This window comes from Demequina silvatica, from assembly GCF_000971215.1.
In the GTDB taxonomy this organism is placed as follows: Bacteria; Actinomycetota; Actinomycetes; order Actinomycetales; family Demequinaceae; genus Demequina; species Demequina silvatica.
The window spans coordinates 158074-172866 of the sequence record NZ_BBMA01000003.1; the positions used below are offsets into that span (position 1 = coordinate 158074).

General features: G+C 72.0%; 16 protein-coding genes. 12 read left to right on the plus strand and 4 right to left on the minus strand.

The genetic code is table 11. The annotated features are described in order from the left end of the window. Positions 1-15: 15 nt before the first annotated feature. From AOM05_RS04665 to glf, 3 genes are read left to right on the plus strand one after another with little or no spacing between them, the layout of a single operon-like run. Positions 16-747 (plus strand): GtrA domain-containing protein, encoded by a 732-nt coding sequence (locus AOM05_RS04665; RefSeq protein WP_082097270.1) that lies wholly within the window; start codon positions 16-18, stop codon positions 745-747. Positions 748-757: 10 nt separating this feature from the next. After that, entirely contained in the window at positions 758-1777 is a 1020-nt protein-coding gene (locus AOM05_RS04670; RefSeq protein WP_062519855.1) for a glycosyltransferase family 2 protein, read from the plus strand. Between the two features lie 19 nt (positions 1778-1796). Continuing rightward, positions 1797-2936 carry a UDP-galactopyranose mutase gene (gene glf / locus AOM05_RS04675; RefSeq protein WP_062519857.1) on the plus strand — a complete coding sequence of 380 codons (1140 nt, stop codon included), beginning with the start codon at positions 1797-1799 and terminating at the stop codon, positions 2934-2936. 23 nt (positions 2937-2959) lie between these two features. Here the strand turns inward: glf and AOM05_RS04680 are convergent, their stop codons facing one another. From AOM05_RS04680 to AOM05_RS04695, 4 genes are all read right to left on the minus strand, one after another. Continuing rightward, on the minus strand, positions 2960-4252 hold the full coding sequence (locus tag AOM05_RS04680; protein WP_062519860.1) for an alpha/beta hydrolase-fold protein: 1293 nt from the start codon (positions 4250-4252) through the stop codon (positions 2960-2962). A 124-nt stretch (positions 4253-4376) separates the two neighbouring features. Next, on the minus strand, positions 4377-5687 hold the full coding sequence (locus AOM05_RS04685; RefSeq protein ID WP_062519862.1) for a sensor histidine kinase: 1311 nt from the start codon (positions 5685-5687) through the stop codon (positions 4377-4379). Then, positions 5684-6397 carry a LytR/AlgR family response regulator transcription factor gene (locus AOM05_RS04690; RefSeq protein WP_062519863.1) on the minus strand — a complete coding sequence of 238 codons (714 nt, stop codon included), beginning with the start codon at positions 6395-6397 and terminating at the stop codon, positions 5684-5686. The genes AOM05_RS04685 and AOM05_RS04690 overlap by 4 nt, the downstream gene beginning before the upstream one ends. Positions 6398-6463: 66 nt before the next feature. Beyond that, positions 6464-7144, minus strand: a complete 681-nt coding sequence (locus tag AOM05_RS04695; RefSeq protein ID WP_062519866.1) for an SOS response-associated peptidase — start codon at positions 7142-7144, stop codon at positions 6464-6466. Positions 7145-7295: 151 nt separating this feature from the next. On the opposite strand from AOM05_RS04695, the gene AOM05_RS04700 reads away from it, so the two are divergent. From AOM05_RS04700 to pflB, 9 genes are all read left to right on the plus strand, one after another. Beyond that, a complete protein-coding gene (locus AOM05_RS04700; protein WP_156165034.1) occupies positions 7296-7844 on the plus strand; it encodes a hypothetical protein in 549 nt (182 codons plus the stop codon). Between the two features lie 114 nt (positions 7845-7958). Beyond that, positions 7959-9185, plus strand: a complete 1227-nt coding sequence (locus AOM05_RS04705) for a TadA family conjugal transfer-associated ATPase (protein ID WP_062519870.1) — start codon at positions 7959-7961, stop codon at positions 9183-9185. 1 nt (position 9186) lies between these two features. Beyond that, positions 9187-10044 (plus strand): type II secretion system F family protein, encoded by an 858-nt coding sequence (locus tag AOM05_RS04710; RefSeq protein WP_062519872.1) that lies wholly within the window; start codon positions 9187-9189, stop codon positions 10042-10044. Continuing rightward, positions 10041-10931 (plus strand): type II secretion system F family protein, encoded by an 891-nt coding sequence (locus AOM05_RS04715; RefSeq protein ID WP_062519874.1) that lies wholly within the window; start codon positions 10041-10043, stop codon positions 10929-10931. Before AOM05_RS04710 ends, AOM05_RS04715 begins: the two co-directional genes overlap by 4 nt. Before the next feature lie 14 nt (positions 10932-10945). Continuing rightward, positions 10946-11110, plus strand: coding sequence for a hypothetical protein (locus AOM05_RS14395; protein WP_169746718.1), 165 nt, complete (start codon positions 10946-10948; stop codon positions 11108-11110). Then, positions 11088-11471 carry a TadE/TadG family type IV pilus assembly protein gene (locus AOM05_RS04720; protein ID WP_082097271.1) on the plus strand — a complete coding sequence of 128 codons (384 nt, stop codon included), beginning with the start codon at positions 11088-11090 and terminating at the stop codon, positions 11469-11471. The genes AOM05_RS14395 and AOM05_RS04720 overlap by 23 nt, the downstream gene beginning before the upstream one ends. Then, a complete protein-coding gene (locus AOM05_RS04725; RefSeq protein ID WP_062519878.1) occupies positions 11461-11922 on the plus strand; it encodes a hypothetical protein in 462 nt (153 codons plus the stop codon). Before AOM05_RS04720 ends, AOM05_RS04725 begins: the two co-directional genes overlap by 11 nt. Beyond that, entirely contained in the window at positions 11919-12344 is a 426-nt protein-coding gene (locus AOM05_RS04730) for a pilus assembly protein TadG-related protein (RefSeq protein ID WP_062519880.1), read from the plus strand. Before AOM05_RS04725 ends, AOM05_RS04730 begins: the two co-directional genes overlap by 4 nt. A gap of 166 nt (positions 12345-12510) precedes the next feature. Next, the gene (gene pflB / locus AOM05_RS04735; protein WP_062519883.1) at positions 12511-14793 is read left to right on the plus strand and encodes a formate C-acetyltransferase; all 2283 of its coding nucleotides are present in this window, start codon (positions 12511-12513) and stop codon (positions 14791-14793) included.

Here is a 14793-nt window from a genome sequence, read left to right on the forward strand (position 1 = left end):
CCGGAGAGACCACCGATGTTCGCACCCATCACCCGCATGTGGCAGGGCTTCGAGGCCCGCCGCCCCGGGACCGCCCAGTTCCTCATGTTCTTCGTGTTCTCCAACGCGGTGACCGTGCTGCAGTTCGTGCTCATGCCGATGCTGCGCAGCTGGTTCGCGTCGACCAGCCTGCTCGACACCGACTTCCAGGTGCTGCCGATCGGCTCCAACGTCGACGGCTCGCAGTACTACATGTTCGACTACCCGGCGGGGGAGATCTCCCAGGGTGGCGGCGGTGGCCTCGCGTACTTCCTCGCGGTGCAGATCACGCTCGCGATCGCGCAGATCATCAACTTCTTCCTGCAGCGCAACATCACGTTCAAGTCGAACACCTCGCCGTGGATCGCGGCCATGTGGTACTTCATCGCGTACGTGGTCATCACGTTCGTCGCGGCGGCCGCGCAGGGCTTCTACAAGGCGCCGGTCTACGACTTCTTCATCGACACCCTCGGCTGGGGCGCGACCGGCGAGACGGTCGCGGACGTGGTCACCATGATCATCAACTCGGCGATCTCGTTCTGGGTGTTCTTCCCGATCTTCAAGATCATCTTCAAGCGCGTCCCCGAGGACGAGGCGGGTCCGGGGTCCCAGGCGACCGCGGGTATCGTGGATGCCTCTGATGGCGAGGCCGGCAGCGAGCCGGTGACCGCGACGGTCGCCGACGGCTCGGGTGCCGAGCCGGCGCGGGATGGTCGCCGGGACGGGTAAAGGAACCGGCATGCATCCCACACTCACGGTCGTCGTGCCGTCCTACAACGCGGAGGGCTGGCTCGAGCGCTGCGTCGACTCGCTCCTGGTGGGCGCGGAGGACCTCGAGGTCCTCATCGTGGACGACGGCTCGACGGACGGGACCGCGGCGCTGGCGGACCGCTACGAGGCCGCGCACCCCGGCGTGGTCCGTGCGATCCACAAGGCCAACGGCGGGCACGGCTCCACCATCAACGTCGGGATCGACGTGGCGCGTGGCCGCTACCTCAAGGTGGTCGACGCCGACGACTGGGTGGACCAGGGTGCGCTCCGTGCGCTGCTCGACACGCTGCGCGGCTTCATCGCCGCGGAGAACCCGATCGACCTGGTGCTGAGCAACTTCGTCTACGAGAAGGTGGGACGGCGCCTCAAGCGCGCGGTCCGCTACCGCAACGTGCTGCCCGAGGGCCGCGTGTTCGGCTGGGACGAGGTGGGACGCTTCCGCACCGGCCAGTACCTGATGATGCACGCGCTGGTGTACCGCACCGACCTGCTGCGCGAGTCAGGCCTGCGTCTCCCCGAGCACACGTTCTACGTCGACAACCTCTACGTCTACCAGCCGCTGTTGCACGTCGAGTCGATGTACTACCTGGATGTGGACCTGTACCGGTACTTCATCGGCCGCCCCGACCAGTCGGTCAACGAGGCCGTGATGATCCGCCGGATCGACCAGCAGCTCAAGGTCAACCGCCTGCTCATGGACGTCGAGGTCAGCCCCTACGACGTCCCGCCGGCGCTGTACCGCTACCTGCTCCACCACCTCCAGGTGGTGTGCGTGATCTCCTCGACCATGCTGCTGCGCTCGGGCCGCGACGAGGACTTCGCACGCAAGGTCGAGCTGTGGCGCGAGCTGCGCTACGACGACCCGGAGGTCTACCGGCGCCTCAAGCGCGGAGCCCTCGGGCGCATCGTCCACCTGCCCGGCAAGCACGGGCGCAAGGCGACCGTCGCCGCCTACCGGGGCGCCTCGTGGGCGCTCGCCCTCAACTGACGCCCCCTACCATTCACGTATGACCGACCTCGTCGTCGTGGGCGCGGGCCTGTTCGGCCTCACCGTCGCGGAGCAGCTGGCGTCGTGCGGGCGCCGGGTCCTGGTGGTCGACCGCCGGGACCACATCGGGGGCAACGCGTACTCGGCGCCGGACCCCGTGACGGGCATCGAGGTGCACCGCTACGGCGCGCACCTGTTCCACACCTCGAACGAGCGCGTGTGGGAGTACGTCAACCGCTTCACCGCGTTCACGCCGTACGTGCACCGCGTCTACACCACGCATCGGGGCGAGGTGTTCCCCATGCCCATCAACCTGGGCACGATCAACCAGTTCTTCCGCTCCGCGATGGGGCCGGCGGAGGCGCGCGCGCTGATCGCCGAGCAGGCCGCAGAGCTGGGCGACCGGGAACCCGCGAACCTCGACGAGCAGGGCGTGCGCCTGATCGGGCGACCCCTGTACGAGGCGTTCATCCGCGAGTACACCGCGAAGCAGTGGCAGACGGACCCGCGCGACCTGCCCGCGTCCATCATCAGCCGCCTGCCGGTGCGCTACACGTACGACAACCGCTACTTCAACGACCGCTTCGAGGGGCTGCCGGTCGACGGCTACACGGCGTGGTTCGAGCGGATGGTCGATCACCCGCACATCGAGGTGCGGCTCGAGACGGACTTCCTCGACCCCGCCTCGCCGGTGTCGAAGGACTCGACGGCCGGCCGCGTACCGGTGGTCTACACGGGGCCGCTGGACCGCTACTTCGCGGACGTCGAGGGCGCGCTGGGGTGGCGCACCATCGACTTCGACTGGGAGGTCAGCCACGTGGGCGACCACCAGGGCTGCCCGGTGATGAACTACGCGGACGCGGACACGCCGTACACGCGCACCATCGAGTTCCGCCACTTCCACCCCGAGCGCGACTACCCGACGGACCGCACCGTCCTTGCGCACGAGCGCTCCCGCTTCGCCGGCCCCGGCGACGAGCCGTACTACCCGATCAACACGCCCGCCGACCGGGCGCGCCTCGAGGCCTACCGCGCGCTCGCCGCGCGCGAGGACGGCGTGCACTTCGGGGGACGGCTGGGCACGTACCAGTACCTCGACATGCACATGGCGATCGCGTCCGCGCTCGCGATGGTCGACAACACGCTCGCGGCCGCCTGAGAGGCACCCGAGGCGCCCCGCGCTCAGTCCTCGAACGCCGCGGTCGCGAGGAAGTCGCCCAGCATCTGGCGCCACACCCACCACGCGTGACCGCCGTGCGTCGCGAACGTGTCCGCCTCCGCCCCGGCGGCGCGGTACCGCGCGGCGAGCGCCTGGAAAGCGTCCGGCGTGGGGGTGAGGGAGTCCTCGGCGCCCGTGCCCAGGTGGACGGCGCGGGCGGTCACGGCGTCCGCGAGCTCGGCGTCGGTGAGGGCGGCGGCCTGGGTCCCCCCGACGCCCGCGGGCATGGACCACATGCCGTACGCGGCGAACAGGTCCGGCCGGGTGAGCAGCACGTGCTCGGCGAGCCTCCCGCCCATCGACAGCCCGGCGAACGCCCGCTGCCCGGGGTCCGTGGACGCGTGCAGCTCGGCCGCGGCGTAGGGGAGCACCCCGTCCTCGAGCTCGGCCGCGTAGAGCTCGAAGAAGTCGGGATCCTCCATCCCGGCCTCTGACAGGCCGGAGAAGTCGGTGGTGATCGCGACCACGGGCGGGACGGTGCCGTCCTCGATCGCGTGGTCGAGCTGCTGCGCGGCGCCGCCCTGCGTCCACCACGCGGACTCGTCGTCGCCCGCGCCGTGCGACAGCACCAGCAGGGGATAGGGCTCGGCGCGGTCCGGGTCGTAGCCCGGCGGGAGGTACACGCCCACCTCCCGCTCGCCGTGCTCCACCGACAGGTACGTGCGCGCCTCCACCGTGCCGCGCTCCGCCGGGTCGGCGGTCTGCACCTGGGCGGTCGCATCGTACGTGGGGTGCGCGGGGTCCGCCGGCACGAACACCTGGGACCACTGCTGCGTCATCGCCGCGTCGGTCGCGACCGGCGCCGGGTTCGCCGGGTCGGCCTGCACCGAGCACACCAGGATGAGCGAGCACTCCTCGGTGACGAAGCCGTAGTTCCACAGGCCGGCGGGCACCGCCGTGGTGAGCTCCCAGACGCCGTCCTCGGCGCGCGTCATGGGCGCGAGGTCCTCCGCGAGCGGCGCGGCGGGCACGTCCCCGCGCAGCCAGCCGTCGCCCAGCCACGACCGCTCCGCGCCGGTCAGCGCGATGAGCTCGGGGCGCGTGAAGTAGAGGTCGCCCGCGAGCCACACCTGCTCCGCGTCGGGCGCGTCCAGGCGGAACGTCGCGACGTAGCCGGTGGGGGAGTCTGCGGCGGCTACCACCTCGGGGCCTTCCGGCGGGGCGTCGGGGGACGATGCGCCGGAGGAGCAGGCGGCCAGCGCGAGGGCAGCGGGGGTCGCCGCGGCCAGCAGCCACGCGTGCCGCCGTCGCCTCATGCCGTCGCCCCTTCGCCCGTGCGTGCGAGGCTAGCGGCGCCCGCGCGGGCGCCCCGACCGTGCCGCACGAACGGCCGCCCGCGCCGCACGAACTGACGTGCCGCGCATCGTCCCTCCGCGACGGTCAGGCGGGGATGGGCACCAGCATGCGCAGCACGAACCAGCCGTCGAGCGTCTCGACCGTCATCGAGCCGTCGTAGCGCTCCGCGACCTGGCGGATGTTCTTGAGGCCGTAGCCGTGGTGCTGGGCGTCGTCCTTGGTGGTGGCGGGGAGGCCGTCGTAGAGGTCCAGCTGCCCGCCGAACCAGTTCTCGAACCGCAGGATCGCGAAGTGCCCCTGGCGGTAGACCGCGACGCGCACCAGGCGGCGGTCCTTGCGGGGCTCGCACGCGGTCGCCTCGATCGCGTTGTCGAGCGCGTTTCCGAACACCGTGACGATGTCCATGACCTCCATGAAGTCGACCACGGAGCCGTCGACCACGCTGGTGACGGTGATGCCGTCGAGCTCGGCCTGCGCGGTCTTGGTCGCGAGCACCGTGTCGACCACGCCGTTGCCGGTGTCCACGGCGGCCGCGCTGTACCCGCGCAGCGACTCCTCCAGCTGGTCCACCATGGTGGACCGGACGGTCGAGTCGGACTCGTCGCGGATGGCCGCGATGTAGTGCTTCATGTCGTGGTAGCGGGCGTTGACCGCCTCGCGCGCCTGGCGGGAGCGCAGGTACTGCTCGTGCTGGCGGTGCAGCAGCGAGTTCATCGACTGCACCTCGATGGCGCGGTGGAGCTGGAGGCGTTGGCTTCGCATCGCGTAGAGCGCGATGAAGCCGGCGAGGTCCACCAGCGTGCGGATGTAGAAGATCTCGCGCCCGTCGCGCCCGCTGAACGGCGTGTCCGCGCTCACGAAGCTGATGTTCGACAGGAGGAACGTCACCAGCGCGATCGACAGCGTGGACGCGAGGATGCGGCCGTCGATCACGATGCGCACGCCGGGCGGGAAGTTGCGGCGCTCGGCGAACCACACGGCGGCGAACACCGCGCCCGCGATCACGCCGAGCATGATGATCCGGAGCGCCGTCCACTCGTGCCCGCCGAAGAAGTGCTGGTCCAGCTGCCACGCGAGCGACGCGTTGAGCTCCGCGAGCACGAACGCGCGGGCCAGCAGGTCCGCCGCGCCCTTGCCGTCGGTCTCGGTGCACGCGCGGATGAGGGCGTACATGGCCGCGGCGGCGAGCACCATGCCCAGCGACCACAGGCCCACCGGCATCGCGCCCGCGAGCTCCTGGACGCAGATGATGATGATGAGGCCCGCGCCGAGCGTGAGGCCCAGCGAGATGCCGGAGATGCGCCGCGCCACCAGCGAGATGTACAGCAGGCACGCGCCCCACTCGGCGAGCGCGGTCACCACGCGGGGGATGTCCTGGAGGGAGTCGGCGATCACGCGCGCTGTCCGTCCATGTGGGCGGCCAGGGCCTCGAGGAAGGCCTTCTTGCGCGGGCGGCTCACCTGGAGGGCCTCGCCGCCGACCATCACGCTCATGCCCTGGTCGACCTTGCGGACGTGCCGCAGGTTGACCAGGTAGCAGTTGTTCGAGCGGAAGAAGCCCTGGTCGGCGAGCTCGTCCTCGAGGGCCTTGAGCGTGCCCGAGAACGTGTACTCGCGGTCCAGGCCGTGGACGGTGATGCGGTGCTTGACCGACTCGACGTAGACGATGTCCGCGGGGTCGAGCCTCACCACCGCGTTGTTCACCGTGATCATGACGGAGCGGGTCTCGCGCTTGCGCAGCCGCGCGAGCGAGCGGGTGAGCTCCTGCGCGAACGCGAAGTACGGGACGGGCTTGAGGAGGTAGCTGAGCGCGTCGACCTCGTAGCCGCGGATCGCGAACTGGCCCATGTTGGTGACGAAGATGATGATGACGTCGCTGTCGACCTCGCGGATGCGGTGCGCGGCCTCGAAGCCGTCCATGCCGGGCATCTCGACGTCGAGGAACAGGATGTCGTACTGCGGGCGGTAGCCCTGCACCGCGGCCCTGCCGTCGGGGAAGTCGCGGATGTCCAGCTCGAGCGCGTTCTCCTCCGCGTAGCGGGCGAGGTGCTGCATGAGGGTGTCGCGGTAGGTCGCGTCGTCCTCGACGATCCCGATCCTGATCACTGCGCTCCCTGGGCCTGCCTACGGTCGCCCCAGTGTAAAACGCCGTCAGGCGGGACCCGGCCCGCCTCACACCGGCGCGATGAGCTCCTCGCCCTGGTTCCGGATGTTGCCCACCTCGCGCCCGACCTCGTGCCACGTGAGGTCCGGCGCGGGGGCCGCGATCGCGGCGAACAGGTCATCGGGGGACGATGCGGGGTCCAGCCAGGCGTCCGCCTCCGCCTGGGTGAGCATGACGGGTTGGCGGTCGTGGATCTCCTGCATGTCGCCCCGCGATGCGGTGGTGACGATCGAGCAGGTGGCGAGCCACGGCGCCTCGTCGCCCAGTGCCTTGTCCTTCCAGAACTCGAACAGGCCCGCGAACGCGAGCGGGGAGCCGTCCTGCGTGTGGATGAAGTGCGGCGTCTTGACTCCGTCGCGGGTGGTCCACTCGTAGTAGCCGCTCGCCGGGACCAGGCAGCGCCGCTTGGCGAACGCGGACCGGAAGGAGGGCTTCTCCGCGACGGTCTCGGAGCGCGCGTTGAACATCCTCGACCCGATCGCGGGGTCCTTCGCCCACGACGGCACCAGACCCCACCGCGCGAGCTCGAGCGAGCGCCCCTCCTCCTTGCGCGCCACCACGATCGCCGTCTCCTGCATCGGGCCGATGTTGTAGCGCGGGGCCAGCCGTGCGTCGTCCGCGATCACCGCGATCTCGAAGGCGTCGATGAGCTCCTGCTCGGTCAGGAAGTTCGCGTAGCGTCCGCACATGTGCCCAGCGTAGGCACGGCTCGCGCGCATCCGCAGGCGTACCGTGGAAGGGTCACGCACGCGTGGTGCCGCAGCGGCCAGTCCGCCGGCCCGGTCCCCGAACCCCGCCTGCGACGCCGCGACGCGGGTGTCGCGACTTCAGGGGGAGATCATGTCCGTGCACACGCTCGCAGGATTCGCGGCCGCCAGGACGGCGACGCCGTACGAGGTTCCGATGACCCAGGAGGCGTCCGGCGAGTCGCCGCCGGCGCCGGGGGTGAAGCAGACGGGCGAGCCACCCACGACGGGTGCGTTGCTCGCGAAGCTCGTGCCCACCGAGGTGCTCGCGGTCTACACCCCGCTCGTCGGGGCGATCTCGCCGTTCGTGACCGAGGACAACCCGATGATGTTCGAGCGCTGGGCCGCGTTCGGGCTGCTGGTCGGCGGGTCCGTCGCGTGGTTCCTCGCGTCGTACCGGATCAAGGCGCCGGAGGCGACGCGGTTCCCGCTCACCGAGCTTCTGGGGCTCTTCACCGCCGCGACCGCGCTGGGCCTCGTCATGCCGGAGTCGCCGTTCTACGGGATCGTCGAGCAGCCCGAGCGTGCGGCGTTCGGCGCCGCCTTCGTCGGCGCCGTCGGCCTGCTCGTCAACTCGATGATCGCGCTTCGGATGAAGATGCCGTCGGTCATCGGCCCGGCACCCGCCGCCGCGGCTGGATGAGGCGGCCCCGCGCGCGCCGCCCGGCCCGTGCATCGTCCATCCGCACGCCTGCCAGCGCGTTCGGTTTTCCACACCCCTTGTCCCAATTGTCCGGATCGGGATAACGTCGCCCGCATGGGGGGAGAGGTGCTGGGGCGCATCGAGGACGACGTCCGCGCACGCATCCGTGACTCCGGGGTGGACCCGGCGAGGGATGCGCGTGCGGTCGAGTCGCTCGTGGCGGCCGCGATCGACGCGTGGGACGAGCGCGCGCTGCTCGACGGCCGTGCCCCCGTGCCCGATCGCGACGCCCTGGCCCGCGCCATCACCGACGCCGTCGCCGGCCTGGGCCCCCTGCAGCCGCTGCTCGACGACCCGACGGTGGAGGAGATCTGGATCAACGCCCCGCACGAGGTGTACATCGCGCGGCGCGGCGTCAGCGAGCTCACCAGCATCCTGCTGACCGCGGAGGAGGTGCGGGCGCTGGTCGAGCGGATGCTCGCGCTCGCCGGGCGGCGCCTCGACTTGAGCTCGCCGTTCGTGGACGCCGCCCTGCCGGGCGGCGAGCGCCTCCACGTCGCCATCCCGGACGTGACCCGGCGCCATTGGGCCGTCAACATCCGCAAATACATCGCCCGAGCGTCGGACGTGGACGACCTGGTGGCGCTCGGCACCCTTACCGCGGGCGCCGCGCGGTTCCTCGAGGGCGCGGTGCGCGCGGGCCTCACCATCCTGGTGTCGGGCGGCACGCAGGCGGGCAAGACCACCACGCTCGGCGCGCTCGCCGGCGCGATCCCTGCTCGGGAGCGGGTGATCACGTGCGAGGAGGTTTTCGAGCTGGCGCTCGGCTTGAGGGATGTGGTCGCGCTCCAGTGCCGCCAGGCCTCCCTCGAGGGCACGGGCGAGATCTCGCTGCGACGCCTGGTGAAGGAGGCGCTGCGCATGCGGCCCGACCGGATCGTGGTGGGGGAGGTGCGCGAGGCGGAGGCGCTGGACCTCCTGATCGCCCTGAACGCCGGATTACCAGGACTTTGTACGATCCACGCCAACTCCGCCCGCGACGCGCTCGCGAAGATGTGCACGCTGCCGCTGCTCGCGGGCGACAACGTCTCCGACCGGTTCGTGGTGCCCGCCGTCGCGTCCGCGGTGGACCTGGTGGTGCACGTGGGCCTGGAGGCGGACGGATCGCGGCGCGTGCGCGAGGTGGTGGGGGTGTCCGGCCGCGTCGAGTCCGGCGTGATCGAGCTGTCCGAGATCTTCGCCACCCGCGACGGCGTCCTCACCCGCGGGACGGGCTTCCCTCCCCATGCCGAGCGCTTCGCGGGCCGCGGCATCGCGCTGACCGAGCTGCTGGCGGCCTGACATGGACGCCGTGCTGGGGCTCGTGCTGGGGACGGGGCTGCTGCTGGTGTGGCTCGCCTGCTGGGCGGCGCCGCCACGGCCCGAGCGCGCACGCTCCCGTGCGCGCGACCTCGAGGACCGGCTGGTCCAGGCGGGGATCCACGGCGTGACCGCGGGCGTGTTCGGGGCGTCCGCGTGCGGCCTGGGGCTGCTCGCGATGGTGCTGGCGTGGTCGCTCACCGGCTCGATCGCGGTCGCCGTGATCGCGGGCGCCGCCGCCGGATATGCGCCGTTCGCCACCGTCACGGCACGCGCGCGCGGCCGCCGTGCCCGACTGCGCAGCGCCTGGCCCGAGGCGGTCGACACCATCGCGTCCGGGATCCGCGCGGGCCTCGCGCTTCCCGAATCGCTCGCCGCACTGGGCGAGCGCGGACCGGAGCCCCTGCGCCCCGCGTTCGCCGCCTTCGCGGAGGACTACCGCGCCAGCGGCGCGTTCGGCCCGTCCCTCGACGCGCTCAAGGCGCGCCTCGCGGACCCGGTGGCCGACCGCATCGTCGAGGCCGTCCGCCTCGCACGCGATGTCGGCGGGACCGAGGTGGGCGCCGTGCTGCGCTCGCTCGCGCGATTCCTGAGGGACGATGCGCGGGTCAGGGGGGAGCTCGAGGCGCGCCAGTCCTGGACGGTCAACGCGGCGCGCCTCGCGGTCGCGGCCCCCTGGCTACTGCTGGCGCTTCTGGCGACCCGGCCCGGCGGGCTCGCGGCGTTCGACACCGCCGCCGGCGCCACCGTCCTGGTGGCGGGCGCGCTCGCCTGCGTGGGCGCGTACACGCTCATGAGGCGGCTGGGCCGGCTCCCGGCGGAGGAGCGGGTGCTGCGATGATCGCGCTGGTCTGCCTCAGCCTCGCCGCCGGGCTCGGCCTCGTGTGGTCGTGGGCGCACGCGCGCCGCTTCTCCCTCGAACGCAGGCTCGCGCCGCGGCTGTGCGGCGCCACGGCTGAGCCCGTCGTCCGCGGGCCGTTCGCCCGCATGCTCGCCCCGGTCGTCGCCGACGCGTCGCGCCTGGTCGCTCGGCTGGGCGCGCCCACCGAGGAGCTGGAGCGCCGCCTCGCGCGCGCGGGTTCCGCCACCACGGTCGCGCGCCATCGGGCGCAGGCGCTCGCCTGCGCCGCCGCCGGGCTCGCCGCGGGCCTCGCCCTCGGCCTGCTGCTCGGCGCGGCCCGCGGCACAGGCCCCGGCGTCGCGCTGATCGTCGCGGCGTGCGGGGCGGTGCTGGGTGCGCTCGCGCCGGACGTGCTGCTGGCGCGTCGCGCCGCCGCGCGCGGCGCCCGCATGCGCCACGAGCTGCCCGCCGCGGCGGAGATGCTCGCGCTCGCGGTGGTCGCCGGCGAGTCCGTGCCCGCCGCGCTGGATCGCGTCGCCGCGCTGTCGCCCGGCCCGCTGGGCGACGAGCTGCGTACCGCGCTCGCCGAGATCCGCGCCGGCCGCACCGTGGGCAGCGCGCTGGACCGACTCGCCGCCCGCACCGGCGAGCCGGTGGTGACGTCCTTCTGCGACGCGCTCGTCACCGCGATCGAGCGCGGCACCCCGCTCGCGGAGGTGCTCCACGCGCAGGCGACCGACGTGCGCGACCGCGGCCGTCAGGCGCTGCTCGAGGAGGGCGGCAAGCGCGAGATCGCGATGCTCGTGCCCGTCGTGCTGCTGATCTTGCCGGTCACCGTGCTGTTCGCGCTGTACCCGGGGCTCATCGCGCTCCGGCTGGGGTTGTAGGAGATGGGGGAGAGATGGACAAGTGGAAGAGGCAGTTGAGCGACGACCGCGGGGACGTGCCGGGCTGGGTGCTCATCACATTGATGACGGCAGGCCTGGTCGCCACGATCTGGGCGCTCGCCGGGCCCGCGCTCAGCGACATGTTCACCACCGCCCTTGAGTCGGTCACCGGCGGCTGACCGGGGCTCCGCGGCCGTCGAGTTCGTGCTGGTCGCGGTCCTGGTGGCCGCGGTCGCGCTCGGCGTGCTGCAGCTCGCCCTGGCCGCGCACGTCCGCAGCACGCTCACCGCGTGCGCGTCCGAGGGCGCCCGCGTGGCCGCCGTCGCACGGCAGGGGGACGATGCAGGGGTCGCCCGGGCGGCCGCGTGCGCCCAGGCGTCGCTCGGGATGGGCGCGCAGGTCGCGATCGCGCACGAGGACGTCGGCGGGCGTGACGCGGTGCGGGTGACGCTGACCGGCGAGGCGCCCGCCGTCCTGTGGGCCTCCGGCACGGTGGAGGCCAGCGGGCGCGCGCTGAGCGAGGGCTCCCATGCGCCGTGACCTCCGCGCCGAGGACGGTGCCGCCGCGGTCGAGCTGGTCGCGCTCACGCTCGTGCTGCTGGTGCCCCTGCTCTACCTGGTCGTCTCGGTCTCGCGCGTGCAGGCCGGCGCGTACGCCGCCGAGGCGGCCGCGTACTCCGCGGCCCGCGCGGCCGTGGTCGCCGGGCTCGACTCCCTCGACTCGGGCGCGACCCCCGAGTCCGCCCTCGCGCAGTCCCGCGCCGCGGCGGACGCTGCAGCCGCGGTCACCGCCGAGGACTTCGGGATCGCGAGCGCGGAGGTGGAGCTGGGCTGCGACGGGACGTGCCTGGCCGCCGGCTCGACCGTGATGGCGAGGGTCGAGGTGCACGTGCCGCTGCCCGGCCTGCCCGCCCTGATACGTGCCGCGATCCCGGCCCGCATCACGCTCGACTCCACGGCCTCCGGCCCCGTCGACGGGTACGCGCCATGACCCGCCTGCGCGACGACGAGGGCTCGATCACCGTCCTCACCCTCGGCCTGGTCGCCGTCCTGCTCGCCGCGCTCGTCACCGTCGCCGCCGTCACCCACGTCCAGCTGCAGCGTGCCCGCCTCGCGCACGCCGCGGACGAGGTCGCGCTCGCGGCCGCCGACGCGCTCGACCTCGACGCCTACTACTCGACGGGCGCGACCCGCCTCGACCCCGTCGCGCTCGACGCCGCGGCGCGCACCCAGCTGGCGCTCTCCGCCACGCGCGAAGGCCTGGACGGCGCGGTCCTGGCCGCCGCATCGTCCCCCGACGGCGTCACCGTGGAGGTGACGCTCGCGCTGCGCACGCCCGTGCTGTTCGGCGCGACGTGGCTGCCCGGCGCCGTGAACCTCGACGCGACAGCGTCCGCCCGCGCGCTGCCCTGACCCCTCGCATTCCAGGACCGAAGGTCCGCGGGCACTTGGTCCCATGCAAAGGGTGGCCCCCGCCCGTACGGTGAAACACGAGGCAATCCACACCGCCATCCCGGCAGGAGCGAGCCCCACGCATCGGCCCCACAGGGCCATCCAATTGGGAGAGGGAGTACAGGCCATGACCACAGAAGCCGTCGACAGCACCACGATCCAGGACGACGCGGGCGACCCCCGCGCCCACGCGTGGCGCGGCTTCACCACCGGCGCCTGGTGCGACGGCATCGACGTCCGTGACTTCATCCAGAAGAACTACACGCCCTACGAGGGCGACGACACCTTCCTCGCCGGCGCCACCGCCCGCACCACGGGCGTCTGGGACAAGCTCTCCGCGATGTTCCCGGAGGAGCGCGAGAAGGGCGTCTACGACGTCGACTGGGAGACCCCGGCCCTCATCACCTCGCACGGCCCCGGCTACATCGACCAGGAGAACGAGGTCATCGTCGGCCTCCAGACCGACGCCCCGCTCAAGCGCGCGATCATGCCGTTCGGCGGCTGGCGCATGGTGGTGAAGGAGCTCGAGACCTACGGCTACCCGATCAAGCCGGAGCTCGAGGAGACCTTCTCCAAGTACCGCAAGACCCACAACGACGGCGTCTTCGACGCGTACCCGCCGAACGTCCGCGCGGCCCGCTCCTCGCACATCGTCACCGGCCTGCCCGACGCGTACGGCCGCGGCCGCATCATCGGCGACTACCGCCGCGTCGCGCTGTACGGCGTCGACGCCCTGATCGAGGGCAAGAAGCTCGAGCGCATGGAGCTCGACATGGAGCGCTCGACCGAGGACATCATCCGCGACCGCGAGGAGAACTCCGAGCAGATCAAGGCGCTCAAGGAGCTCAAGCAGATGGCGGCCTCCTACGGCTTCGACATCTCGGGCCCCGCGCAGTCCGGCCGCGAGGCCGTCCAGTGGCTGTACTTCGCGTACCTCGCCGCGGTGAAGGAGCAGAACGGCGCCGCCATGTCGCTGGGCCGCACCTCGACCTTCGTCGACGTGTTCCTCGAGCGCGACATCGCCGAGGGCGTCCTCACCGAGGAGTCCGCTCAGGAGATCATCGACGACTTCGTCATCAAGCTGCGGATCGTGCGCTTCCTGCGCACCCCGGAGTACGATGCGCTGTTCTCCGGCGACCCGACGTGGGTCACCGAGACCATCGGCGGCGTCGGCGAGGACGGTCGCCCGCTGGTGACCCGCACCTCGTTCCGCTACCTGCAGACGCTGTACAACCTGGGCCCCGCACCGGAGCCGAACCTCACCGTGTTCTGGTCCGACCGCCTCCCGCAGGGCTTCAAGGACTTCTGCGCGAAGGTCTCGATCGACACCTCGGCCATCCAGTACGAGTCAGACGAGCTGATCCGCCCCTGCTACGGCGACGACACCGCGATCGCGTGCTGCGTGTCCGCGATGGCCGTGGGCAAGCAGATGCAGTTCTTCGGCGCCCGCGTCAACCTCGCCAAGTCGCTGCTGTACGCGATCAACGGCGGCCGCGACGAGGTCTCCGGCAAGCAGGTCGCCCCGGTCAGCGCGCCGCTCACGGACGAGGTCCTCGACTTCGACTCCGTCATGGCCGCGTTCGACGGGCTCCTCGACTGGCTCGCCGAGACCTACGTGGACGCGCTCAACGTCATCCACTACATGCACGACAAGTACGCCTACGAGCGCATCGAGATGGCGCTGCACGACCGCACCATCCTCCGCACCATGGCCTGCGGCATCGCCGGCCTGTCGGTCGCGGCGGACTCGCTGTCGGCCATCAAGTACGCGACCGTGCGTCCCGTCCGCGACGCCTCGGGCCTCGCGGTGGACTACGAGGTCGAGGGCGAGTTCCCCTGCTACGGCAACGACGACGACCGCGTTGACGAGATCGCCGTGGACCTGGTGGGCCGCTTCATGGAGAAGGTGCGCCAGCAGCCCACCTACCGCAACGCGACCCACACGCAGTCGGTGCTCACCATCACGTCGAACGTGGTCTACGGCAAGGCGACGGGCAACACCCCCGACGGCCGCCGCGCCGGCGAGCCCTTCGCCCCCGGTGCCAACCCCATGAACGGCCGTGACGTGCACGGCGTGATGGCCTCGGCCCTCTCCGTCGCGAAGCTGCCCTACGCGGAGGCGCAGGACGGCATCTCGCTGACCACCTCGATCGTGCCGTCCGGCCTGGGCCGCACCCGCGAGGACCAGGTGAAGAACCTGGTGGGCATCCTCGACGCGTACAACGTGTCGCAGGGCTTCCACGTCAACGTCAACGTCCTCAACCGTGAGGTCCTCGAGGACGCCATGGAGCACCCGGAGAAGTACCCGCAGCTCACCATCCGCGTCTCCGGCTACGCCGTCAACTTTGTCCGTCTGACCCGCGAGCAGCAGCTCGACGTGCTCTCCCGCACGTTCCACGCCGGGCTGTAG